Raw genomic sequence first — 24,824 nt, forward strand, 5'->3', positions numbered from 1 at the left:
GTCAAGAAGCGTCATGCTCGACCTCATCTCTCCGCACGCCATCCTCCCGAACCTGAAGGCCGGCAACAAGAAGCAGGCCCTGCAGGAGATGGCGCGCAAAGCGTCCGAGCTGACCGGTCAGCACGAGCGGGCGATCTTCGACGTGCTTCTGGAGCGCGAAAGGCTGGGCACGACCGGCGTGGGCCATGGCATCGCCATCCCGCACGGCAAGCTGTCCAGCCTGGACCGCGTCCACGGCGTCTTCGCCCGCCTGGAGCGGCCCATCGATTTCGACGCGATCGATGAGCAGCCGGTCGATCTGATCTTCCTCCTCCTCGCCCCGGAACAGGCGGGAGCCGACCATCTGAAGGCGCTCGCCCGCGTGTCGCGCCTTCTGCGCGACCAGTCCATGTGCGAGAAGCTGCGCGGAGCCGAATCCGGCGACGCGATGTACGCGCTCCTGACCCAGCACGAGCCGACCCCGTCCAACTGACGGGCCGCCGGTGAAGGGGCACAGCATGCCGAAAGGGCCGTTGCACGGGCTGTGCGCGGCCCTTTTTCTTTGGCGACGGATGGGCCAAGTGGAGTGGGGTCGGGTGGGCTGGTACACTGGGCCGAGCCGGTTTTTTGACGGGGGCCAAAGCCATGGCAGGCGTATGGCGCAAGCCGTGGATTACGCCGCAGGACTATCTCGCCGCCGAGCGGGTCGTGGAGGTGCTGTCCGACAGCACCGAGGCCATCGACCGCCGCGAGAAGCGGACCAACTACCAGAAGATCCCGTCCCTGCGCGAAATCGTCCTGGTCTCGCAGACCGAGCGTCTGGTCGAGGTCTACCGGCGTGACGGCGCCGGCTGGACGATCGACATGGTGCGCGACGGCCCGGTCATGCTGGCCGCGTCGGACCTCTCTCTGCCGCTGGACGCTGTGTACGAGGATTGAGGGTAACCGGCGCTTTTTAAATCCCCCTCATTCGGCCGTCATCCCCGCGAAGGCGGGGATCCAAAGTTTCCAACTCAAGTGATCGCAATGACTAGATTCCCGCCTTCGCGGGAATGACGGTCGAAATGAAGCGGCGTCGGCTCCGGTCGGACTTCACCCCCTCACCCCCGCTCCGCCCAGCCCATATAGTTCACGTCCAGATCGCGCGGGTTCAGCCGGAACTCGTCGCTCAGCGGGTTGTACGTGATGCCGGTCAGGTCGCGTACGCTCAGCCCGTACGTGCGTACGGCGGCGTTCAGTTCGGACGGGCGCAGGAACTGGCGCCAGTTGTGGGTACCGCGCGGCAGCCAGCGCAGGATGTACTCAGCCCCGACGATGGCCAATGCGAAGGACTTCGGCGTGCGGTTCAGCGTCGCCAGGAACAGCACGCCGCCGGGGGCCAGCAAGTCGGACAGCGACTTCACGAACAGGTCCACGTCGGCGACATGCTCGATCACCTCCATCGCCAGCACCACGTCGAACTTTTCGCCGCTCGCCGCCAACGCCTCGGCGGTGGTGGCGCGGTAGTCGACGGTCGTGCCGGTCTCGGCGGCGTGGGTGGCGGCGGTCTTGATGTTCTTTTCCGACGCATCGACGCCGACCACCTCGGCACCCATCCGCGCGATCGGCTCGGCCAGCAGGCCGCCGCCGCAGCCGATGTCGACCACGCGCAGGCCCGCCAGCGCGTTGGGGGCCAGCGGGTCGCGGCCAAGCCGCTTGCAGACGCTGTCGCGGATGTAGGTCAGGCGCAGCGGGTTCAGCCGGTGCAGCGGCTTGAACTTTCCGGTCGGATCCCACCATTCGGCGGCGATGGCGGAGAAGCGGGCGACATCCTCCGGATCCACGGTTCCGCCGGCAGGAGCGGTTGCGGACGCGTGCGGGAAGGCGGAGGATGAGGCGGTCATGGTGAAAATCCGTAAACTGTGAGGCGGGACGGGTGCGGGCAACTTGCCTCGCTTCCACCGACGGAGTATGGATACGCCGCCCCGCGCCGGCAACGGTGGAGCGGGGGTGCGCTCAGCCGACCCGTATGATCCTGATGGCATGATCCTGATGGCATGACCGGGCGGCCAGACATGGTGTGAGGTATGGCGCGGATCGTCCTGAAGTTCGGAGGCACGTCGGTCGGCGACATCGACCGCATCAAGAACGTGGCCCGGAAGGTCGAGCAAGAGGTGAAGGCGGGGCATCAGGTCGCCGTCGTCGTGTCGGCGATGTCCGGCGTGACCAACCAGCTCGTCAAATACTGCAACGACATCGACAAGCTGCACGACGCGCGCGAATATGACGCAGTCGTCGCATCGGGCGAACAGGTGACCTCCGGTCTCCTGGCCATCGCCCTGCAGTCGCTCGGCATTCCCGCCCGCTCCTGGGCCGGCTGGCAGGTGCCGATCCGCACCGACGACACGCACGGCAAGGCGCGCATCGTCTCCATCGACACCACCGAGATGGAAAAGTCCCTGCAGACCGGCGAAGTCGCCGTGGTCGCGGGCTTCCAGGGCGTGTCGGAACAGGGCCGCATCGCCACGCTGGGCCGCGGCGGCTCGGACACCTCGGCGGTGGCGCTGGCGGCGGCGGTGAAGGCCGACCGCTGCGACATCTACACCGACGTCGACGGCGTCTACACCACCGACCCGCGCATCGTCACCAAGGCGCGCAAGCTCGACAAGATCACCTACGAGGAAATGCTGGAGATGGCCTCGCAGGGGGCCAAGGTGCTTCAGACCCGCTCGGTCGAGATGGCGATGAACCACCGCGTGCGCGTGCAGGTGCTGTCGAGCTTCGAAGCCGCTGCGGGCAGTTCGCTTCCCGGAACCCTGGTTGTTGACGAGGACGAGATCGTGGAAAAGGAAGTTGTTAGCGGCATCGCCTACAGCCGCGACGAGGCGAAGATCACCCTGGTGGGCGTCGCCGACCAGCCGGGCGTCGCCGCCGCCATCTTCGGTCCGCTGACCGACAACGCCGTCAACGTCGACATGATCGTCCAGAACGTGTCGGAAGACGGCAAGTCCACCGACATGACCTTCACCGTCGGCAAGGCGGACATCGCCCGCGCCGTGAAGGTGCTGGAGGACGCGCAGTCCACCCTGAACTACAAGCGCATCATCTCCGATGCCAACGTGGTCAAGGTGTCGGTCATCGGCGTCGGCATGCGCAGCCATGCCGGCGTCGCCCAGCGCATGTTCAAGGCGCTGGCCGACAAGGGCATCAACATCCAGGTCATCTCGACCTCGGAGATCAAGATCTCGGTCCTGATCGCCGAGGAGTATGCGGAGCTGGCGCTGCGCGCCCTGCACACCGCCTACGGCCTGGACGCCGCCTGAGCGCAGGTGGCGACCCGGGTGCCGGGGACCGCAACAGCAGGGGAGGGCCGGCCATGACCGACGCCACATCATACGCGGCGGCAGCATCGGCCCGGCTCGACCGGCTCTGGCAGCGGGGCCGGGAGTTCCTCGGCACCCGCACCGCCGTGATGGGCGGAGCCATGAGCTGGGTGTCGGAACGGCACCTGGTCTCCGCCATCTCCAACGCCGGCGGCTTCGGCGTGCTGGCCTGCGGCTCCATGGCCCCGGACCAGCTGGCGGTGGAGATCGCCGGCACCCGGGCGCTTACGACCAAGCCGTTCGGCGTCAACCTCATCAACATGCACCCGGCGCTGGACCAGCTGATCGACGTCTGCCGCGAGCAGCGCGTCGGCCATGTGGTCGTCGCCGGCGGCCTGCCGTCCGGTGCCACCCTGCGCCGCATCAAGGACGGCGGGGCCAAGGCGATGGCCTTCGCGCCGACGCTGACCGCCGGCCGACGGCTGGCGAAGCACGGCGCCGACGCGCTGGTGATCGAAGGAACCGAGGCCGGCGGCCATATCGGCCCGGTCTCCACCACCGTGCTGGCCCAGGAAATCCTGCCCGAGCTGCGCGAGGTGCCGGTGTTCGTCGCCGGCGGCATCGGCCGGGGCGAGACGATCCTTTCCTATCTGGAACTGGGGGCGGCCGGCGTGCAGGTCGGCACCCGCTTCGTCTGCGCCACCGAATGCGTGGCCCATCCCAACTTCAAGCAGGCCTTCATCCGGGCGTCGGCCCGCGACGCCCAGCCGTCGGTGCAGATCGACCCGCGCTTCCCGGTCATCCCGGTGCGGGCGCTGGCGAACGAGGCGTCCAAGCGCTTCATGGAGTTCCAGCGCGAGGTCATCGCCAAGGTCGATTCCGGCGTCATGAGCCGTGACGAAGGCATGCTGGAGATCGAGCATTTCTGGGCCGGGGCCCTGCGCCGCGCGGTGATCGAAGGCGATGTCGAGACCGGCTCGCTGATGGCCGGGCAGAGCGTCGGGCTGGTCACCCGCGAACAGCCGGTGTCCGACATCCTGGCCGAATTGATCGCCCAGGCCGAATCGGCTCTGGCCCGGCGGGCGATGGATGAGGCATCGTTGACGGGATTGGGGAGCCTGATGGCGGAGCCGCCCGTGGGAGCGCTGTAGCGACATGACCGACACCCTCGACACGGCATCCGGTGGCGGCGGTATGGAGGGGGGAATGGACGTCCGTTTCGACGGCACCTCGTCGCGCCGGCTGCTCGCCCGGCTGCGTGACATCATGGCCGGGTCGGGGTCGGGGCAGGACCGGCTGGACAAGATCGTCACGCTGATCGCGGCGGAGATGAAGGCCGACGTCTGCTCCTGCTACGTCATGCGCGCCGGCGAGGTGCTGGAGCTGTTCTCCACCGAGGGCCTGAACAAGACCGCCGTCCACAACACCCGCCTGCGCGTGGGCGAGGGCATCGTCGGCTACATCGCCGGCCACGCCCGCCCGGTGGCGCTGGACAACGCGCCCTCCCACCCCAGCTTCGCCTACCGCCCGGAAACGGGGGAGGACCCGTTCCAGTCGCTGGCCGGCGTGCCGATCCTGCGCGGCAGCAAGGTGCGCGGCGTGCTGGTGATCCAGCACAAGGACCGCCGCCGCTATGTCGAGGAGGAGGTGGAAACCCTCCAGACCATCGCCATGGTCGTCGCCGAGCTGGTGGCGCAGAGCGAACTGGTCAACCCGGTGGAGGTCACCACCACCGGCGACCCCGTGCTGCTGCCGGCCCGCCTGTCGGGCACGGCAATGAGCGCCGGGCTGGCCATCGGCCTCGCCGTCATCCACCGGCCGCAGTTGACCGTCCGCCAGATGGTGGCGGAGGATGCCGATGCCGAGCTGGAGCGCTTCAACACCGCGCTGCAGACCATGCACAGCGCCATCGACGACCTGCTGGAAGCGGCGTCGCTGGCGGGCCTCAGCGAACCGCGCGACATCCTGGAGACCTACCGGATGTTCGCCGAGGACCGCGGCTGGCTGTCGCGCATCCGCGAGGCGATCCGCGTCGGCCTGACCGCCGAGGCGGCGGTGCAGCAGGTGCAGAACGACACCCGCGCCCGCATGAGCCATCTGACCGATCCCTACATCCGGGAACGGTTGATGGATTTCGAGGATCTGACCAACCGGTTGCTGCAACATCTGGCCGGCAAGACCACCGGCACGGACAGCGCGACCCTGCCCGACGACATGATCCTGGTCGCCCGCTCCATGGGGCCGGCGGAGCTGCTGGATTACGACCGCTCGCGCCTGCGCGGCCTGCTGCTGGAGGAAGGCTCACCGGCCAGCCATGTCTGCATCGTCGCCCGCGCGCTGAACATCCCGGTTGTGCAGGCGGCCGACGCGCTGAACCGGATCGAGCCGCTGGACCAGTTGATCGTCGACGGCGACCACGGGCAGGTCTTCATCCGCCCGGCCGAAGACATCCAGATGGCCTTCGGCGAAGCGGTGGCGTTGCAGCACCGCAAGGAGCAGATGTATGCGGAGATCCGCAAGTTTCCGTCGGTGACGCGCGACGGGGTGCCGATCTCCCTGCATCTGAACTGCGGCCTGCTGATCGACCTGCCGCACCTGACCGCCAGCGGGGCGGAGGGCGTCGGGCTCTACCGCACCGAAATCCCCTTCATGGTCCGCGCCTCCTACCCCGACGTGAAGGCGCAGACCGACCTTTACTCCCGCATCATGGACGAGGTCGGCGAGAAGCCGATCGTCTTCCGCACGCTGGATGTCGGCGGCGACAAGATGCTGCCCTACATGACCGGCGGCGAGGAGGAGAACCCGGCGCTGGGCTGGCGCGCCGTGCGCATCGGGCTGGACCACCCGTCGCTGCTGCGCCAGCAACTGCGCGCCCTGCTGCTGGCCGCCGCCGGCCGGCCGCTGTCGGTGATGTTCCCGATGATCGCCGAGGTCGCGGAGTTCGACGGCGCCCGCCGCCTGCTGGACCTGGAACTGAAGCGGCTGGATTCGCAGGGGATCGCGCGGCCCGACGGACTGCGCGTCGGCACGATGCTGGAGGTGCCGTCGCTGTTGTGGCAACTTCCGGCGCTGCTGCCCAAGCTGGATTTCCTGTCGGTCGGCTCCAACGACCTGACCCAGTATCTGTTCGCCGCCGACCGCGGCAACCCGCGCACCTCGACCCGCTACGACCCGCTGTCGCCGTCGATGCTGTGCGTGCTGCGCCGGCTGGTCGACGAATGCGCCCGGCACAAGGTGTCGCTGAGCATCTGCGGCGAGATGGCCGGCCGGCCGCTCGACGCCATGGCGCTGATCGGCGTCGGCTTCCGCACCCTGTCGATGTCGCCGCCATCGGTCGGTCCGGTGAAGTCGATGCTGCGCTCGCTCGAGGTCGCGGCGCTGCGGGATTACATGAGCGGGCTCTACACCGGGGCCGATCACAGCCTGCGCGACAAGCTGAAGACCTTCGCCAAGGACCATGGCGTGATGATCTGAGGGCTTCCTTATGGACCAAGCCCTGCTGGCGGGTTTACCGGTCGATTTGATTCGGGCGGCCTACGAGGAAGCGCCGGGCAACGAGATCGCCAGCGGGAAGTTATTCAGCCCGGAGTCTTCGTCGGCTCTGGTCGCAAACACATTTGGGCTGTTCCTTGATCGTCCGGGCGATCTGCCGGCGTTGCCCAACTGTGATAATCTTGACTGGCCGGCGACGTCGGTTCGTCTAGAGGCTATCGTTCGCTTCCCATGGTCCGGAGGCCGCCATCCATGCCTGGATGTGCTGGTGGAGACGCCCACGGCTTTGATCGGTATCGAATCAAAACGCTTTGAGCCGTTCCGGTCGAAAGCTCATCCGGCAATGTCGGAGGCTTACTGGCGACCGGTCTGGGGCGATGCAATGGCGGGCTATGCTTGTGTCCGTGACGGGTTGAGGGACGATGTCCTAGCATTTTGTCACCTCGACGCCGGCCAACTGGTCAAGCATGCATTCGCACTTCGCACAGCCGTCCACCGTGCGGGGACTTCCTTCGGAAAACGAGCGGTGCTGCTCTATCTGTACGCAGAGCCTTCCGCGTGGCCGGACGGCAGGCCGATTCCAGATGCGGACGTGGCGCTGCACAACGCCGAGATCGCTTGGTTCACCTCGATTGTGGGCGAAGACGAGGTCGCGTTCAGACACTGCACCTATCGTCAATTGCTCGACAGTTTGGCGGCTTGCGGAGAAGCGATCATCGCAATGCACGCAGAGGCGGTTCGCGCGCGTTTTAACTTACCCTGACCTACGCTCTTGGAATTCTTTCATCTGAAGCAAGAACCACGACGTTTCTGAGGCTTGCATATAAAAAGGCGGAGCCTCGCAGCTCCGCCTTTTTCGTTCTTTATACCGCCAGCCCAAGTAACGGGGCGACGCAAAGACACACACCGATCACACGTCCAGGTTCGACACCTTCAGCGCGTTGTCCTGGATGAACTCGCGGCGCGGTTCGACGATGTCGCCCATCAGGGTGGAGAAGACCTCCTCCGCCTGATCGGCGTGATTGACGCGGACCTGCAGCAGCGAGCGTTTGGTCGGGTCCAGCGTGGTTTCCCACAGCTGGTCCGGGTTCATCTCGCCCAGGCCCTTGTAGCGCTGGATGGTGACGCCGCGGCGGCCAAGCTCCATCACCGTGTCGAACAGGGCGACGGGGCCGGTCAGGGCGCGGGTTTCCTTCTGCTTTTCGAAGGCCTTGCCGGCGGTGCCGAACACCCGCTTCAGGTCGGCGGCCAGCCCGTCGAGACGGCGGGCCTCGCCGCTCTTCAGCAGGTCGGCGTCGAACAGATGGCGGTGAGTGACGCCGCGGCGGGCGCGGATCACCGCATAGCCGCCCTGGGGCAGCGCCTCGCCGCGCCAGCCGCCGTCGGCGTCCATCGCGTTCATCCGCTCGGCCACCGCCTTGGCCGCAGCCTCCGCCGCCGCCTTGTCGTCGGCCAGCGCGGCGGACAGGGCGCCGGCGACCGAGGCCTGCTCCACCACCATGGCGTTGCCGACCTTGCGGGACAGCGTGTCGATCGCCGGCCGCGCGGTGCGGGCCTGATCGACCAGACCGGACAGCTGCTCGCCGATCAGCAGGGTGCCGTCGGACAGCTGGACCGACAGGTCGCCCAGAGCCGCCTCGACCAGATACTCTTCCAGCGCCCGGTCGTCCTTCAGGTAGCGTTCCTTGGCGTTGCCGCGCTTGATGCGGTAGAGCGGCGGCTGGGCGATGTAGAGATAGCCACGCTCGATCAGGTCGGGCATCTGCCGGAAGAAGAAGGTCAGCAGCAGGGTGCGGATGTGGCTGCCGTCCACGTCCGCGTCGGTCATGATGATGATCTTGTGGTAGCGCGTCTTGTCGGCGTTGAACTCGTCGCGGCCGATGCCGGTGCCGAGCGCCGCGATCAGCGTGCCGATCTCCGCCGAGCCCAGCATCTTGTCGAAGCGCGCCCGCTCCACGTTCAGGATCTTGCCGCGGAGCGGCAGGATGGCCTGGAACTGGCGCGAGCGGCCCTGCTTGGCCGAGCCGCCGGCCGAATCGCCCTCGACGATGAACAGCTCCGAAGACGCCGGGTCGCGTTCCTGGCAGTCGGCCAGCTTGCCGGGCAGCGAGGCCATGTCGAGCGCGCCCTTGCGGCGGGTCAGCTCGCGCGCCTTGCGGGCGGCCTCGCGGGCGGCGGCGGCCTCCACCACCTTCTGGACGACGCGGCGGGCGTCGGCCGGATGCTCCTCGAAATACTGGGCCAGCGCCTCGCCCACCACCGCCTCGACGACGGGACGGACTTCCGACGAGACCAGCTTGTCCTTGGTCTGGCTGGAGAATTTCGGATCGGGCACCTTCACCGACAGGACGCAGGTCAGGCCTTCACGGGCGTCGTCGCCCGACAGGTTGACCTTCTCCTTCTTGGCGATGCCGGATTCGTTGGCGTAGTTGTTGATGGCACGGGTCAGCGCCGCACGGAAGCCGGCGAGGTGGGTGCCGCCGTCCTTCTGCGGGATGTTGTTGGTGAAGCAGAGCGTCGTCTCGTGGTAGCTGTCGTTCCACTGCAGCGCGCATTCCACCGTCACCACGCCGCCATGTTCGGTCGGGCGTTCGTTCTTCAGGGTGATCGCCGGCTTGTGCAGCGGCGCCTTGGAACGGTCGAGCCAGTTGACGAAGGCTTCCAGGCCGCCTTCGTAATGCAGGTCCTGCACCTTCGGCTCCACCCCGCGCGCGTCGGTCAGCACCAGGCGGACGCCGGAGTTGAGGAAGGCCAGTTCGCGCAGCCGGTGTTCCAGCGTGGCGTAATCGAACTCGATGTTGGTGAAGGTCTCGGCAGAGGGCATGAAGGTGACTTCGGTGCCCGACAGCTGCTTGCCCTTCTCCGGCACCATCGGCGCCTCGCCGACATCGGCCAGCGGCGCCTCGGCGACGCCGTGGCGGAAGCGCATGGTCCAGGTGCGGCCGCCGCGCCAGATGCGGAGATCCAGCGTTTCGGACAGCGCGTTCACCACCGACACGCCGACGCCGTGCAGGCCGCCGGAGACCTTGTAGCTGTTCTGGTTGAACTTGCCGCCGGCATGGAGCTGGGTCATCACGACCTCGGCCGCCGAGACGCCTTCCTCCGAATGGATGTCGGTCGGGATGCCGCGTCCGTTGTCGCGCACCGTGACCGATCCGTCGGCGTTCAGCAGAACCTCGACCTTGTCGCAATAGCCGGCCAACGCCTCGTCGATGGCGTTGTCGACCACCTCGTACACCATGTGGTGCAGGCCGGACCCGTCGTCGGTGTCGCCGATGTACATGCCGGGGCGTTTGCGCACGGCATCGAGCCCGCGCAGAACGGTGATCGACTCCGCCCCATAGTCCGCCTGTTGGGGCTCCGACTGCGGGAGGTCGTTCTTCAGTGCTTCCTGTGCCATGCGTCGACTATAACAGATTCGGTTGTGGATTCGGCGGTTTAGCGTGCGTGAACACGGCTTTTTTTTGGGTCTTGGCCCGAATTTCCACCCCTATCCGGGGCGGATGTGGGCGTCTTCGATGCGGAACCGGCGGGCGTCCTCGCCGAGCGGGTCGAAAACCCCTTCGTCGGTGCCGGTCATCCAGGCCTGGGCGCCCAATGCCAGGATTTCGCCGAACAGCGCGGCACGCCGTTCGGGGTCGAGATGGGCCGCCACCTCGTCCAGCAGAAGGATGGGCGCCGCCCCGCGTTCGGCCGCCAGCAGCCGGGCGTTGGCCAGCACGATGGCGATCAGCAGCGCCTTCTGCTCGCCGGTGGAGCAGAGCGCCGCCGGCATGTCCTTGGGCGCATGGCGGACGGCGAGGTCGCTCTTGTGCGGCCCCACCGTTGCGCCGCCGCCGTCGGCATCGGCGCGGCGGCCGATGCGCAGGCTGTCGCGCAGCGCATCCTCCGCCGCCAGCGCCGGCCCTTCGTCCAGCCAGCGTTCCACCGTGCCGGCGACGGCGAGGTCGGCGCCGGGGAAGGGGCCGACCGAGCGGGCGCAGGCGGCGCGCAGCCGCTGCACCACCTCGCGCCGGGCCGCGGCGACGGCGATGCCGGTGGTCGCCATCTGGTCCTCCAGCGCGCCGAGCCAGCCCTCGTCGAAGCGGCCGTCGCGCAGCAGCCGGGCGCGTTCGCGCAGCGCATGTTCATAACGGGACAGCCGCCCGGCATGGGCGGGGTCGAAGCCGAAGACCAGCCGGTCGAGGAAGCGCCGCCGTCCGCTCGACCCTTCAAGGAACAGGCGGTCCATCTGCGGGGTCAGCCAGACCATGGCGACATGGTCGGCCAGCGCGGTCTGGCCCTTGGCCGGATGGCCGTCGATGCGGACCAGCCGGCGGTCGCGGTCGGAGGCGCGGTTGCCGTCATGGGGTTCGCGGCCGGTGCCGATCTCCACCGGACCCAGCGGGGTGTCGAGCATCGCCGCCACCGCCCAGCCGGCGCCGGGGGGCGAGCCCAGCCGCTCCACCTCGGCCAGCCGGGCGCCGCGGATGCCGCGGCCGGGGGCGAGGAAGCTGACCGCTTCCAGCAGATTGGTCTTGCCGGCGCCGTTCGGGCCGATCAGGGCGACGGGCCGGCGGTCGGGCTCCAGCCGCGCAGAGTCGTAACCGCGGAAGCGCGTCAGCGTCATCCGCCGCACCGCCAGAGCGGGGGCAAAAGCCGAATTGGTGGCGGACACCGGGGTGCCGCCGCTCATCGAGACTGCCGTGTGCTGCAACTGGTCCGTTCCGCCTGGGGCGGGGAGGATCCCCGCAGCCCCATCACACACGCATCGGCATCAGGACGTAGAGCGCGGTGGAGTCGGCGACGTCGCGGATGATGGTCGGCGACGCGGCGTCGGCCAGCGTGAACTGGGCGCCCTCGCCCTCGATCTGCTGCGTGATGTCCAGCAGATAGCGAGAGTTGAAGCCGATTTCCAGCGGGGTCTCGGCGTAATTGACCTCCAGCTCCTCGGTGGCGCTGCCCGATTCCGGGCTGGTGGCCGACAGGGTCAGGGCGCCGCGAACGAGCGACAGTTTCACCGCCCGGCTCTTCTCGGTGGAGATGGTGGCGACGCGGTCGACGGCGGCGGCGAACAGCTTGGCGTCCACCTCCATCACCTTGTCGTTGCCGACCGGGATCACCCGCTCATAGTCGGGGAAGGTGCCGTCGATCAACTTGGAGGTGACGACCACGCTGTCGAAGCCGAAGCGGATCTTGTTGTCGGACAGCGACAGCTCGATGCGGTCGGCAGCCTCGTCGACCAGCTTGCGGATCTCGGTGACGGTCTTGCGCGGGATGATGACGCCGGGAATGCCCTCGGCCCCGTCCGGCAGCGGCATCTCGACCCTCGCCAGCCGGTGGCCGTCGGTGGCGACGGCGCGCAGCACCGGCGACTCCAAGCTGCCCATCTTGCTCTTGGCGGAGTGCAGGTAGATGCCGTTCAGGTAATAGCGCGTCTCCTCCGTGGAGATCGCGAAGCGGGTGCGGTCGATCAGCGCCCGCAGGTCGGCGGCGGCGACCGAGAAATTGTGCTTCAGCTCGCCGCTGGACAGCTGCGGGAAATCCTCCACCGGCAGGCAGGACAGCTTGAACTGCGACCGGCCGGCGCGCAGCGTCAGGATGGTGCCGTCGCCGGCGATGTCCAACTCCACCTGACTGCCGTCGGGCAGCTTGCGGACGATGTCGAACAGGGTGTGGGCCGGGGCGGTGGTGCCGCCGGGACGGCCGACCGTCGCCGGGACCGTCTCGACGATCTCCAAATCCATGTCGGTGGCGGCCAGCGACAGTTCGCCGTCGCCCGCGCGCAGCAGGACGTTGGACAGGATCGGAATGGTGTTCCGCCGCTCGACCACACTCTGCACGTGACCCAGGGAACGGAGAAGGGCGGCGCGTTCGATGGTGATGTTCATGCTGGCGTCGTCTCGGCGGGAGGAGTGACTGGAATGCGGGTCCACCGGGGTTGCGGGCCGTTGTCCGGCCGTCCCGCCCCGAGCGGGCGCGCATCATACCACATCGATGGTTGCGTCGAACCAAATTGTTGCGGCCGAGGCCATCGGCCGAGGGGTGGTTGTGGGAGTTCCCGCTCGATGCCCCCACCCTGACCGTCCCCCGCCCAGCGGGGGAGAAAGGTGGGGGTCTAGCTTTCCCTCAAAGCGACTCCCCTCGCCGCCGCCCCTCGTGCAGCCGCAGAATGTCGACGAAATCGGCGCTCTGCCAGTTGCGCGACCGGCTCAGCTCGCTGCGGACGCTGGCGACGAAGGCGTCGATCACCGCCCATTCGTCGTCGGCGATCTCGTCCACATCCTCCAGATAGCTGAAGACGACCCGGTGCAGGCCCTGGCTGACCGGGCTGATCCAGCCGTCCACCGTCTCGCCCATCGCCGCCATCAGCCGGCGGATGCGCAGCATGTGCGCCATGCGGTGGGCCGGCTTTTCCTGCGGTTCGGCCTTCATCGCCTGGATGAAGGCGAGGCGGCCAGTCTCCACCGCATAGAGGCGCAGCGACTTCAGTTCCGGGTTGGCGTAGCCGGCATTGCCGAGATAGCGGCCCCAGCGCCACACCAGCTCCAGCAGCCAGACGATGTCCTCATGGTCGGGCACCGGGGCGTGGCGGGCGTTCATCGCCGCCTGCAGCCGCGCGGCCAGCGCCGGCATCACCGTGCCGGTCAACTCGCGGCTGACCGCCGCCAGCTCCGCCCGCAGAGCCGGGCCGGTCGAGCGGCTGGCGAGGAAGCCGGTGCCGGACAGCGCCGTCAGCGCCCGGTCGAAGCGCTCCACCGCCTCGTGCAGCAGAGCGCGGGTCGGGGCGGGGGCCGACAGCACGCCGCCGTCCTGAATCTCCATATCGCCGAACATGCCGTCCACCACCTCGCGGATGGTGATGCAGGCGGCATTGAAATGGCAGAGCAGGGCGCGCAGCAGCGGGTGCGACTCGCGCACCGCGGGACCGCCATGTTCGCGCACATGGCGCAGGAACACGTCGTAGCGCCGCTTGACGTTCAGGCCGTAGAGCGGAGCGAACCAGGCCAGCAGTTGCGACTGGTCGCGGAAGGGCAGGCCGAGATCGCGCACCCGGCGGACGAAGCCGACCATCAGCGCCGACTGGCAATCGACCTCGGCGGGATTTGGGGCGGCCGACCGGGGATCGCCGGTGCCCTGCATTTCCCCCATCCGCATTTCATCGATGTCGCGGCGCATCCGCTCGGTCAGCGGCACCAGCACCTCGTTGTGCTCCAGCAGGGCGCGGACGAAGCCCAGCAGGTCGCCGTCGATCGGCGCCTTGCGGCCGAGATACTGGGTGCGCAGCCGGGCGTCGTGGTGGGCCTCCTCGTTCGCCAGCGCCAGGAAACGGTCGGTCAGCTTGCGGTCGCCGGCCATGGCGTAGAGGAAGTCGAGCGCTTCCCGACGCATCAGCTCGCGCATCACCATGGCGTCGGGGCTGGCCAGCACGGCGTCCAGCATCGCCTCGCGCGCCATGGCGTCCAGCCGGCTCTGCACCTCCGCCGCCAGGCCCGGAAAGGCATAACGGGTGAGCGCCGCCCAGATGCCGCCCATGTCGACCCGCTGGATCAGCGCCGGCACCGACTCGGGCGAGCGGTAGAGGATCGGGTCGTCGACCAGGAAGGGTTCGAACAGGCTGGTGAACAGGCGGCGCGCCTTCATCGGCCGCAGCCGGTTGAAATGATCGACCAGCGCGTCGCGCAGATGCCGCGCCCGCTCGCCGTTTGGGCTGGGCGCCCCTTCGACCGCGTCCAGCACCGACCGGATGGCGTGCATGGGGATGCGGGCGACGACCTCGTCCATCTGGCGGCGGAAAGCGGTGGCATCCATCATGTCCCTCGCCGCCATGTCCTTGGCCGCCGGAAGACCGGCGGAGGGGAGGGAGGTCGTGACCGTCGGCGTGCTGCTCATGCGCCCAACACCTCGCAGGATCGTCGTCGCCTGGACGCTCATGATCCCGGGAGATTATTAAATAACCTTTGCTATTTCCATGCGTGTCTTCGGTCGGGTTTTATGATTATCGGAATATGACGGGTAATTGCTTTGTAATCTCAGGTTTACTTTTTGTCCGAGTCTTCGGCTACAGCCCGGCCGCCAGCTGCGCCTCCAACCCGGCGCGGTAGTCGGGATAGGTCAGGGTGACGCCAAGCTGGCGCTTGATGCGGTCGTTCTTCACCCGGCGGCAATCGGCGTAGAAGCTGGCGGCCATCGGCGACATCTCCGCCTGATCGAAGGGCACCAGCGGCGGCGGCTCCACCCCCAGCAGACGGCAGGCGTATTCCACCACCTCGTGCGATGGGCTGGGCAGATCGTCGGCGACGTTGTAGATGGCGCCCAGCGTCGGCCGCGCCATCGATGCGCGCAGCGTGTTGGCGATGTCGTCGACATGGATGCGGCAGAAGACCTGACCCGGCTTGTCCACCCGCTTGGCGATGCCGTCGCGCACCGAATCGATGGCGCTACGGCCGGGGCCGTAGATTCCGGCCAGCCGGAACAGATGCATCGGCACGCCATATTGGCGGTACAGGTTCAGCCAGCCGCGTTCCGCCTCCACCCGCCGCTTCTGCCGCTCGCCGGTCGGCTTCAGCCAGGACGCTTCGCTGACCCACTCGCCGCCGGTGTCGCCATAGACGCCGGTGGTGGAGAGATAGCCGCCCCAGTCCAGCGTGCGCAGGTCGGCCAGATCGCGGGAATGCTGGTCCAGCACCGGATCGCCCTTGCCGTCCGGCGGGATGCTGACCAGCAGATGGGTGGTGCCGGCCAGCGCCGCCTTGGCATCGGCCAGCGGCCGGCCGCGGTCGAACAGGAAGGCCTCGATGCCCCGGGCCTCAAGCTCCGCCTTCTTCTCCTCGCTGCGGCAGGTGGCGGCGACGCGCCATCCCTCGGCGCGCAGCCGGTCGGCGAAGACGCGGGCGCTGTAGCCGGGGCCGAAGACGAAAAGGCGGGGATCGGTCATCGCGGGCGTTCCGGTTGGGGCAGGGAACTTTGTAACGCCGGGGCTCGGCCACCGGATTGGTGTGGGGGGCTTGCACCCTGCCCGGCGATGGCGGAGTGTAAAGGCATCATGACCCGACGCAATCCTTACCTTTCCGCCGCCCTCGCGCTGGGGCTTCTTGCCGTCCTGCCGGCTCCCTCGCAGGCGGCACAGGCGGCCTCCTCCGGGCCGTCCTCCGGCCTCGACCGCAACCGCGAGCTTCAGGCCTGCGCCGCCAAGGCGGAGGCCAACCCCGACGGCGCCAAGGCCGACGCCATGCGCTGGCAGGAGCAGGGCGGCGGCGATTTCGCCAAGCTCTGCTACGCGCTGGCGCAGTTCCATGCCGGCGAGTTCAAGGCGGCCGGAACCCAGATGGAGGCGCTGGTGCCGACGCTGGGCAAGGACGATCCCAGGGCCGCCGCCTCGCTGCTCGGCCGGGCCGGCTGGGCGTGGCTGCGCGCCGGCGACCAGGGGCGGGCGGAGCGGCTCTACAGCGCGGCGCTCGACAAGACGCCGGGCGACGTCGACCTGCTGATCGACCGCGCCTTCGCCCGTGCCGAGGGTGAACGCTTCTGGGACGCCATCACCGACCTCGACGCGGCGCTGGCCCGCGACCCGCGGCGGGCGGACGCCTATCTCTACCGCGCCACCGCGCAGAAGGCGCTGTCCAACTACCGGCAGGCGCTGGCCGACATCGACCATGCGCTGGAACTGAAGCCCGGCGATCCGGAGGCGATCCTGCTGCGCGGCAACGTCAAGGCGCTGGGCGGCAACCTGCCCGCCGCGCGCGACGACTGGTCGCTGGCCCGCCGCGTCTCCCCCGACAGCGAATGGGGCCGCGCCGCCGCCGACAACCTCGCGCGGACGGCGGAACTGGCGGGCGGTGCGGGTAAGGATAAGGTGAAGGAGAAGAAGGTGCAGTGAGGGAGTGACGGGTGCCCCCACCCCGACCCTCCCCCGCTGGGCGGGGGAGGGAGGCAGGAGCTTTGTCGGGGTGCAGCGGCAGTCCCTCCCCCGCCCAGCGGGGGAGGATAGGTGGGGGTCTAACTTCACCTAGAGCCGACACCCCCCAACGAAAAAGCCCCGCCGCGGCGACCGCGGGCGGGGCTTTTCCTTACCTGCAACTCGAATCGCTTACAGTGCCGAGTCGACCCACTGGAACAGCGCACCCTTAGGCAGGGCGCCGATCTTGGTGGCGGCGACGCTGCCGCCCTTGAACAGCATCAGCGTCGGGATGCCGCGCACGCCGTACTTGGTCGGGGTGTCCGGATTCTCGTCGATGTTCAGCTTGGCGACGGTGACCTTGCCATCATACTCGCCGGCCAGCTCGTCGAGCGCCGGGGCGATCATCTTGCAGGGGCCGCACCATTCCGCCCAGAAATCGACCAGGACCGGGCCGTCGGCCTTCAGGACGTCCTGCTCGAAGCTGTCGTCGGTAACCTTGATGGTGGTGCTCATGTGACCTCTTGCCTGGATTCGGAAGCGCCGCGGACCGGTTGTGTAAGGCCGGCGGCCATCGCCCCGTCAGTGGAATTGAGCAAAATGTAGGGCGGAGGCGCCCGGCCGGTCAAGTCACCCCATCTTTCGGGGGACCCGCCGGCCCTCCCTCACCCCGGCCTTGGCCCCAGTCCGGCCGCCGCCGCATCCAGCACCGAGGGCGGCAGCTCCATGGTGTAGGGGCCGTCGGTCCACAGCAGCACGCAGCGGACCCGCCGCCCCGGATAGACCGCCCGCAAGGCCTCGCGGTAGGCCGCCATCTGACGCCGGTAAACCATTGGCACGTCTTCCAAATCCCGCGGCGGCGGCCGGTTGGTCTTATAGTCGACGATCCACACCGTATCCCCGGTCAGCGCCAGCCGGTCGATACGGCCGGCCAGCGCCCGGCTGCCGTCGCCCAGCGCCACCAATCCTACCAGCGGCACCTCCGCCCGCGAGTCCGGGCCGAACAGATGCGCGAACTCCGCATGGCTCAGCACCGCCAGCGTCTCGCGCGCGATGGCGTCCTGCTGCTCCGGCGTCAGCTTGTGCGCCGGCCGGGCCAGGAAGCGGCGGCAGGCGGCCTCCCGCGCCTCCCCGGCCAGATTGGGCAGGGTCTGCAGCAACCGGTGGACCAGCAGGCCGCGGCGGAAGCGCTGGCCATCGTCGTTGCCGAGCGGGGAGCGCACCGCCGGTTCCTCGCCATCGGGGCGCGACGGGGTCAGCGGGCGCGACGGCTCCGGCTCGCCCGGCGGCGGTTCGGCGATCCAGGGCGGCGGCGGCTCGGCCGATGCGCTCTCCTCCGTCTCGACATGGCGCGGCACCACGGCGGTCTGGGCGCCGACCAGCCGCCAGCCGTCGCCGGCCCAGCCGTCGGGGCACAGGCCGGTGAAGTCGAAGTCATGCGGCACGCCGTTGTCGCGCATCGCCTCCTCGACCAGCCGGTACCAGCAATCGTCGGACGGCTCGCGCTTGCCCTGATGGCCGCAGATGTAGAGCCGGTCCTCCGCCCGCGTCAGCGCGACATAGAGCAGCCGGCGGTATTCCTGGTCGCGCCGCCGGTTGGCCCGCGCCCGCGCCTCGGCGCACAGCGCGTCCTCCTGGGACCGGCGGGCGGCGAACAGCGGCACCGGGCAATCCTCGTCCGGCCACAGGATCGGCGGGCTCTGGGTCGGGCTGCCCAGCGTGTCGGGCAGGAAGACGATGGGCGCCTGCAAGCCCTTGGAGCCGTGGACCGTCATGATCCGCACGGTGCCGCCGCCCTGCTCCAGCTCGCGCTTGATCTCCGCGTCGCTGGCCGCCAGCCAGGCCAGGAAATTCTGCAGGGACGGCGGTTCCGTCTTCTCGAAGGCGAGGCAGACGGCCAGGAACTCCTCCAGCGGGTCCTGGGCGTCGGGGCCGAGCCGCTTCAGGATCGCCCGCCGCCCCGACCGCCCGTCGGCCGGGCAGGGCCGGTTCAGCAGCCCGGCGAACAGCTCGTAGGGGGCTGAGAAGTCGGTGCGCGCCAGCAGGTCGCCGAGATAGCGGCGGGCCGGGCGGAACTCCGGTTCCGTCTCCGCCAGTGCCACCAGCGAGCGCCACAGCGTGCCGCGCCGGCCATGGGCGACGCGGAACAGCTCCTCCTCGGTCAGCCCGATCAGCGGCCCCTTCAGCACGGTGGCGAGCGTCAGGTCGTCGTCGGGCAGCAGCAGGAAATCGGCCAGCGCCACCAGATCCATCACCGCCAGCTGTTCGGTCAGCACCATGCGGTCGACGCCGGCCACCGGCACGCCGCGGTCCTTCAGCGCGCGGACCAGTTCGGTGACGAAGGCGGTGCGGCGGCGGACCAGAACCATCACGTCGCCGGGCTGCACCGGCCGGCCCTTGGCCTCCAGCGTTTCGCCGCTGTCGATCCAGCGATGCACCGTCGCCGCGATGACCGAGGCGAGGCGGGCCGACGGCGAATCGGCGGACTCGCGCGCCACCGGCGGCGCCCAGGCCGGCGTCTCGAGGGCTTCGGCCGGCTTCACCGGCGGCCACAGTTCGACCAGACCGGCCTGTCCGCGCCGGAAGGCGCGGTGGCGGATGACCGGGCTGGCATCGGACGCCACGCCGTCGCGGGCGCGGTCGATGGCGAAGACGGCGTCCACCGTTTCCAGCACCGCGGAGGTCGAGCGGAAGGAGATGTCGAGGTCGACGCCCGCCCACAGCCGCTCCGCCGACTCGGCCTTGTCCTGGAAATGGCGGCGCATGCGGGCGAATTCGGCGGGATCGGCGCGCTGGAAGCTGAAGATCGACTGCTTCTCGTCACCCACCGCGAAGACGGTGCGGATCTTTCCGTCGGGTGCCGCGGCCTCCAGTTCGGCGAAGAACTCGCCGGCGAGCGCGGCGACGATGGCCCACTGGTCGGGGTTGGTGTCCTGCGCCTCGTCGATCAGGATATGGTCGAGGCCGCCGTCCAGCTTGTAGAGCACCCACGGCACCCGCGGCGCCTTGCCGTCGCCGCCGCTCAGCAGCCGGTTGGCCGCCAGGATCAGGTCGTCGTAATCCAGCAGCGCGCGCGCCGCCTTGCGGTCGCGGTAGGCGTCCAGCATCGCCTGCGCCAGCGTCAGCAGCGCGGTGGTCGAGGCGGCGACCCCGGCGGCCTTGACCCGCTCCGAAATCTCCACCAGCCGCTCCGCCTCCTTCTGCAAGGACAGCAGCGCCTGCGGGTAGGCGGTGGCCGGCTTCTTGGTCATCAGCGTCTTGCGCGGGCTGCCTTCCGCCGTCAGGAACAGCCGCTTGTAGGCGTCGAAGGCGCGGACCCGGCGGTCGGCGGCGTCCAGCCACTGCTGGATGGCGATGCCGCGTTCCTGGTCGCCTGCGCTGCCGCCCGACAGCGCCCGGCAGGCTTCGCGCAGGGCCGGCGGGTCGCACTGGTCGTCACGGCAGGCGTGGGTCAGGATCGACTCCTCGGTCACGCCCGGCGGCACGCCCAGCCGGTCGTGGATGGCGTCGATCAGCCCGTCCAACCCGTGGAAGTCCTTCAGCAACCGTTCCACCTGTCCGCGCTGGCTCGCCAGCTCCGCCAGCAGCCCGGCGAAATCCTCCGCGTTCAGGTCGCCGGTCAGCCGGCCCATGGCGCGGCCGAGCGGGCTGTCCGGCTCCGTCCGGCCGGCATGCAAAACGGCGTCGCGGGCCTCGGTCAGCAGCCCATCGGCGGTGCGCTCGTCCATCACGTCGAAATGCGGCGCCAGCTCGGCTTCCAGCGGGAAGCGGCGCAGCAGCGACTGGCAGAAGGCGTGGATGGTCTGGATCTTCATGCCGCCGGGGCAGTCCACCACCTGGGCGAACAGCCGCCGGGCGTTCAGCCGCGCCTCCATGCTGGGCCGCTCGCCGCACAGGTCGGCCAGCCGGTCCTCCAGCGCGTCGTCGGGCAGGGTGGCCCACAGGCCGAGCGTCCGGTTGATGCGGATCGCCATTTCGGCGGCAGCGGCCTTGGTGAAGGTCAGGCAGAGGATGCGCGCCGGCGGCGTGCCGGACAGCATCAGCCGCAGCACCCGGTCGGTCAGCACCTTGGTCTTCCCCGACCCGGCCGAGGCACCGACCCACACCGACGCCGTCGGATCGGACGCCTGCCGCTGCGCCACGTTGGGATCGAGCGGCAGGGTACGGGGGGACAGGTCGGTCATGGTCATGGGCAGAGCTTCCGCAGATCCCCTCTCCCCCCCGGGGAGAGGGACATTGCCCCGGACTGGAGTGCCCCGCATCACTCACCCTCTCCGCCGCCCGACGACCATTCCTGAACGCGGGCCAGATGGGCATAGTCTGTGTAGCGCGGCGCCATTGCCGGGCGCGGACGGGAGCGGTAGGGCGTGTTCGGGTCGTCGAATTGCGCGATCAGCGCCTCCAGCCCGGCTCGCGCCTCCTCGCCCAATGCCGCCGGGTCGCCCTTCACCGGCTTCTCCTCGCCGGCCGGGTCGCCGCCGGACAGGCGCCAGAAGGTCAGTTCGGCCACGGCGCCCTTGTCCACCCCGCTGAAGCCGCCCGCCGCCGCGATGGCGGCCTCCAGCGGCAGCTGCGGGGCGAAGCCCAGCTCGATCTCCCGCGCGCTCGGCGGGGTGCCGGTCTTGTAGTCGATCACCACCAGCCCATCGGGGCCGCGGTCGATGCGGTCGGCCTTGGCGGTCAGGGTGAAGGGGCCGCCGGGGCCGGACAGCTCCAGCCGGCCCGGCACCTCGGTCGCCAGCGGACGGATGCGGGGGCGGCGCTCGCGCTCCAGATCGACGAACCAGCCGGCGACCCGCTCGAAGCGCGGCCACCAGAAGGCCCAGACGTCGGGATGGCTGCGCAGCAGCGGGCCGAAGCGCTCGCGCCCCAGCGCGATCAGCCGGTCGAGCGCATCATGGGGCAGGGGGCCGGGATACTCGCGGACGAAGGCGTCGAGCGTGTCGTGGATGATCTGGCCGCGGTCGGATGCCCCCGGATCGGCGGCGATGGGGTCGAGCGCCCGCAGCCGCAGGGCGTGGCGGGCATAGATGGCGTAGGGATCGCGCATCCAGGTCTCGATTTCCGTCACCGACAGCTTGCGCGGCCGGGCGGTCAGCGGCGGCCGCGGTTCGGGCGCCGACACCGGCTGCACGCGGTCGGGTTCGTCCAGCCCGCGCGCCCAGCCGAGCCAGCAGGCGCCGCGCTCCTCGATCACGCCGTCCAGATCGACCGCCTTCAGCACGGTTTCGAGCCGCAGCAGCCAGCGCGACGGCACGGTCGGCGTGCCCTCCACCCGCGCGGCGCGGGTCAGCACCACTTCGGGCGCGCCGCAGGCGTGGGCGAAGTCATGGGCCGACATGCCGACCAGCCGTTCCGGGCTGGGCAGGCCGAAATCGCGCCGCATCGGCCGCGACATCCAGGGATCGGCGGAGGCGGCCGGCGGCCAGGTCCCCTCGTTCAGCCCACCCAGGATGGTCAGGTCGAGATGCTGGAGCCGCGCCTCCATCGGACCCAGGATGAACAGGCGCGGGTGCAGGCCATAGCGGGGGCGCACCGCCCGCGCGCTCATCAGCGCATCCAGCAGCGCCGGGTAATCCTTGGCCGGGATGGCCGGGAATCCCTCCGCCGCGTCCAGCAAATCGTGGACGAAGCGCGCCGCCTCCTCGCCGTCGTCCTGCCGCCACAGCCGCTCCGCCCCGGTCAGCGCGTCGTCGGCGGCCAGGGATTCGCAGAAGGCGACATGGGCGCGCACGAGGTCGGCCAGCGGCGTGTCGGTGGTCAGCGCCTCCAGGAAGGGGGCGGCGCGCTGGCCGATGTCGACCAGCCAGCCGCGCAGGAACTCCTGTTGTTCCTCATGGTCGAAGCGGTCGGCCTGTTCCAGCGCCGCCAACACGCCGTCGAACCCCTCGGCCGGGCGCGGGCCGCGCAGCACGATGCGCTCCAGCGCGCGGGCGGCGGCGCGGAAATCCGCCGAGTCGCGGCCGCCCGCCGCCATCGGATGCTTGGCGAGCGCAAGCAGGGCCAGCGGATGGACACGGCTCGCCACCAGCTCCGCCGTCAGCCGCAGATAGGTGCCGACCGCGGTGTGGGCGAGCGGCTGGCCGCCGGAGTCGTTGACCAGAATGCCCCAGCGCGCCAAAGCCATGGCGACCCGGCGGCCCAGGTTGCGGTCGGGGGTGATGAGGGCGGCGGTCTTCGTCGGCGTCTCCAGCGCATGGCGCATCAGCAGTGCGATGACCTGCGCCTCTTCCTCCGACGTGGCGGCGTCGATGCGGGTCAGCCCGTCCAGCGCCGAGGCATCCACGCCCGACAGCTCGCGCCAGCCCTCCGTGGTCGCCGCAGGGCGCATCGCCTCGGCGATCAGGCGGGCGCGGGCGCCGCGCGGTTCGACGGCGTCGGTCCAGGGCTGAACCTCGGCGCGGGTGACGCCCAGCAGATGGATCAGCTGTGACAGCCCATGCTGCGGGTGGGACTCGTCGGCGGCGATGGCATCCCAGATGGTGTCGTCGGCGCCGGTGTCGAGGCCGGGAAGCACCACCGCCCCCTGCGGCAGCCGGGCGATGACCGCCAGCAGTTCCGTCGTCGCGGCGATGGAGCCGGTGGAGCCGGCGGCGATCACCATGCCCGGCGGCGGAGCGGCCTGCCAGAGGGCGGCCTGGGTTTCCAGCGCCAGATTGCGGCGCTTGGCCGGGTCGGTCTCGCCGGTCGACTCGAGGATGGCGGGCCAGACCTCGGTGATGATGCGCAGGAATTTCAGCGTGACCTGCCAGTGCTCGGCATAATCCTCCGGCACCAGCGACTCGAGCTTCTCGAAGCCGGCGCGCTCGGTCCACACCGCGTCGATCAGCCGGCCGAGATCGGCGCCCAGCCGCACCGCCTGCGCCGTGGTCGCCGACAGTCCGTCGGCGCCCAGGATCAGCCGCGCCAGCGTCATCTGCCGGTTCAGGGGCGAGATCGCTTCCGGCAAATCGAGCGGGACGTCGGGCAGCTCCTCCTCGGTCAGGCTGAGGTCACCGGCGTCGAGTTCGCCCAGCGGCGCCATCCGCGGCAGCAGGGTCGGCTGTCCGCCGGAGCGGCGCAGGAAGGCCGCCTGCAGCGCTCGGCAGGCACGCCGCGTCGGCAGCAGCACCGTGACCCCGGCCAGCGCCATCGGGTCGCCGCCCACCCGTTCCATGATCCCCGCCGCCAGCATGTCGACGAAGGGCGCGCCTGCGGGGATGCTGTAGACTTTGGGGTGGGTCATTGACTGTCCGGACTGGTGCTTGATGGTGCAGGCGCCGAGTGCCCCCTCCCCAACCCTCCCCAACCCTCCCCCGCCCTCGGCCGCCCTCGGCCGGTCCGATCGCGGGAGAGGGAGTAAGTGCAAGGGCGGCGAAGTTCCCTCTCCCTCGAAGAGGGGGAGGGTTAGGGAGGGGGCAAAACGTCCCGTTGAGTATAGCTCAGCTCCGCCCTCAATGCGCCACCGCCCGCACGCCGCCGATGGCCAGCAGATCCTCGGCCTCTTTCAGCCCGGCCGGCGTGCCGATGTGGAACCACAGCCCGTCATGGGCGAGGCCGAACAGCCGCCCCGCCGCCTGCGCGCGGTCCCAGATCAGGTTGGTGGAGAAGGCGCCGTCCGGCGTGTCCGCCCCGAACAGCTCCGGCTTGACGATCTGCACCCCGGCATAGACGAAGGGCGCCAGTTCGCGCTCGCCCCGCCGGGTCAGGCCGCCCAGCGGGTCCATGTGATAGTCGCCGAGCCCGTCATAGCCGACCGACTTGGTCGTCGCCATCAGCAGCAGCAGCGCGTCCATCTCCGCCGGGTTCCAGTGCGATGCTAGACGGCGCAGGGCCGGCACCGGCCCGTCCAGCCAGAAGATGTCGGCATTCACCGTGTAGATCGGCGCGGATCCCAGAAGGGGCAGGGCGTTCTTCACCCCGCCGCCGGTCTCCAGCAGCGTGTCCTCCGGCGACAGGGTGATGGCGGGGGAGGTCCGGCCCTTCAGATGATCGCCGATCATGGCGCCCAGATAATGGCTGTTGACCACCGCGCGGCCGACGCCGGACTCGGCCAGCCGGTCCAGGGCATGGTCCAGCATCGGCTTGCCCAGCACCGGGATCAGCGGCTTCGGCCTGTGGTCGGTCAGCGGACGCATACGCAGACCCTGGCCGGCGGCCAGCACCATGGCTGTCTGGGGAATGGTCACGGTCAT

At 69.6% G+C, this 24,824-nt stretch carries 17 protein-coding genes; 7 read left to right on the plus strand and 10 right to left on the minus strand.

All coding sequences use genetic code 11. The features are described from left to right. Positions 1–13: 13 nt before the first annotated feature. Together ptsN and PWS46_RS13715 are read left to right on the plus strand one after the other, a co-directional pair. Complete coding sequence (gene ptsN, locus PWS46_RS13710; RefSeq protein ID WP_109074398.1) at positions 14–472, plus strand: PTS IIA-like nitrogen regulatory protein PtsN; 459 nt, start codon at positions 14–16, stop codon at positions 470–472. 152 nt (positions 473–624) lie between these two features. Then, positions 625–918 carry a Uma2 family endonuclease gene (locus PWS46_RS13715; RefSeq protein ID WP_434616209.1) on the plus strand — a complete coding sequence of 98 codons (294 nt, stop codon included), beginning with the start codon at positions 625–627 and terminating at the stop codon, positions 916–918. 161 nt (positions 919–1,079) lie between these two features. Here the strand turns inward: PWS46_RS13715 and ubiG are convergent, their stop codons facing one another. Beyond that, complete coding sequence (ubiG, locus tag PWS46_RS13720; protein ID WP_434616212.1) at positions 1,080–1,862, minus strand: bifunctional 2-polyprenyl-6-hydroxyphenol methylase/3-demethylubiquinol 3-O-methyltransferase UbiG; 783 nt, start codon at positions 1,860–1,862, stop codon at positions 1,080–1,082. A 183-nt stretch (positions 1,863–2,045) separates the two neighbouring features. On the opposite strand from ubiG, the gene PWS46_RS13725 reads away from it, so the two are divergent. The 4 genes from PWS46_RS13725 to PWS46_RS13740 are packed head-to-tail and all read left to right on the plus strand — an operon-like array spanning position 2,046 to position 7,536. Then, positions 2,046–3,281 (plus strand): aspartate kinase, encoded by a 1,236-nt coding sequence (locus PWS46_RS13725; protein ID WP_434616215.1) that lies wholly within the window; start codon positions 2,046–2,048, stop codon positions 3,279–3,281. Between the two features lie 53 nt (positions 3,282–3,334). Further along, positions 3,335–4,432: an NAD(P)H-dependent flavin oxidoreductase gene (locus PWS46_RS13730; RefSeq protein WP_434616218.1), complete on the plus strand. Its 1,098-nt coding sequence runs from the start codon at positions 3,335–3,337 to the stop codon at positions 4,430–4,432. A 43-nt stretch (positions 4,433–4,475) separates the two neighbouring features. Next, positions 4,476–6,755, plus strand: coding sequence for a phosphoenolpyruvate--protein phosphotransferase (gene ptsP / locus PWS46_RS13735; protein ID WP_434620021.1), 2,280 nt, complete (start codon positions 4,476–4,478; stop codon positions 6,753–6,755). A gap of 10 nt (positions 6,756–6,765) precedes the next feature. Continuing rightward, positions 6,766–7,536: a hypothetical protein gene (locus PWS46_RS13740; RefSeq protein ID WP_434616221.1), complete on the plus strand. Its 771-nt coding sequence runs from the start codon at positions 6,766–6,768 to the stop codon at positions 7,534–7,536. A 147-nt stretch (positions 7,537–7,683) separates the two neighbouring features. Here the strand turns inward: PWS46_RS13740 and gyrB are convergent, their stop codons facing one another. From gyrB to PWS46_RS13765, 5 genes are all read right to left on the minus strand, one after another. Beyond that, positions 7,684–10,173 (minus strand): DNA topoisomerase (ATP-hydrolyzing) subunit B, encoded by a 2,490-nt coding sequence (gene gyrB / locus PWS46_RS13745; protein ID WP_434616224.1) that lies wholly within the window; start codon positions 10,171–10,173, stop codon positions 7,684–7,686. Positions 10,174–10,263: 90 nt separating this feature from the next. Beyond that, a complete protein-coding gene (recF, locus tag PWS46_RS13750) occupies positions 10,264–11,448 on the minus strand; it encodes a DNA replication/repair protein RecF (protein ID WP_434620024.1) in 1,185 nt (394 codons plus the stop codon). 64 nt (positions 11,449–11,512) lie between these two features. Further along, the gene (dnaN, locus tag PWS46_RS13755) at positions 11,513–12,643 is read right to left on the minus strand and encodes a DNA polymerase III subunit beta (RefSeq protein ID WP_434616227.1); all 1,131 of its coding nucleotides are present in this window, start codon (positions 12,641–12,643) and stop codon (positions 11,513–11,515) included. A gap of 238 nt (positions 12,644–12,881) precedes the next feature. Next, positions 12,882–14,645: a hypothetical protein gene (locus tag PWS46_RS13760; protein WP_434616230.1), complete on the minus strand. Its 1,764-nt coding sequence runs from the start codon at positions 14,643–14,645 to the stop codon at positions 12,882–12,884. 169 nt (positions 14,646–14,814) lie between these two features. After that, positions 14,815–15,690, minus strand: coding sequence for an SDR family oxidoreductase (locus tag PWS46_RS13765; protein ID WP_434616233.1), 876 nt, complete (start codon positions 15,688–15,690; stop codon positions 14,815–14,817). A gap of 108 nt (positions 15,691–15,798) precedes the next feature. Here PWS46_RS13765 and PWS46_RS13770 point away from each other — a divergent pair, with 108 nt between their 5' ends. Then, positions 15,799–16,632, plus strand: a complete 834-nt coding sequence (locus PWS46_RS13770; RefSeq protein ID WP_434616236.1) for a hypothetical protein — start codon at positions 15,799–15,801, stop codon at positions 16,630–16,632. Positions 16,633–16,842: 210 nt separating this feature from the next. On the opposite strand, the gene trxA is transcribed toward PWS46_RS13770, so the two are convergent. The 4 genes from trxA to PWS46_RS13790 form a co-directional block, all read right to left on the minus strand. Then, positions 16,843–17,166 carry a thioredoxin TrxA gene (gene trxA / locus PWS46_RS13775; protein WP_098740783.1) on the minus strand — a complete coding sequence of 108 codons (324 nt, stop codon included), beginning with the start codon at positions 17,164–17,166 and terminating at the stop codon, positions 16,843–16,845. 149 nt (positions 17,167–17,315) lie between these two features. Beyond that, positions 17,316–20,840 carry a double-strand break repair helicase AddA gene (addA, locus tag PWS46_RS13780; protein WP_434616239.1) on the minus strand — a complete coding sequence of 1,175 codons (3,525 nt, stop codon included), beginning with the start codon at positions 20,838–20,840 and terminating at the stop codon, positions 17,316–17,318. Positions 20,841–20,911: 71 nt separating this feature from the next. Beyond that, a complete protein-coding gene (gene addB, locus PWS46_RS13785) occupies positions 20,912–23,875 on the minus strand; it encodes a double-strand break repair protein AddB (protein ID WP_434616242.1) in 2,964 nt (987 codons plus the stop codon). 208 nt (positions 23,876–24,083) lie between these two features. Then, on the minus strand, positions 24,084–24,824 hold the full coding sequence (locus tag PWS46_RS13790; RefSeq protein WP_434616245.1) for a nucleotidyltransferase family protein: 741 nt from the start codon (positions 24,822–24,824) through the stop codon (positions 24,084–24,086).

Source organism: Azospirillum sp. B2RO_4 (assembly GCF_051124815.1).
In the GTDB taxonomy this organism is placed as follows: domain Bacteria; phylum Pseudomonadota; class Alphaproteobacteria; order Azospirillales; family Azospirillaceae; genus Azospirillum.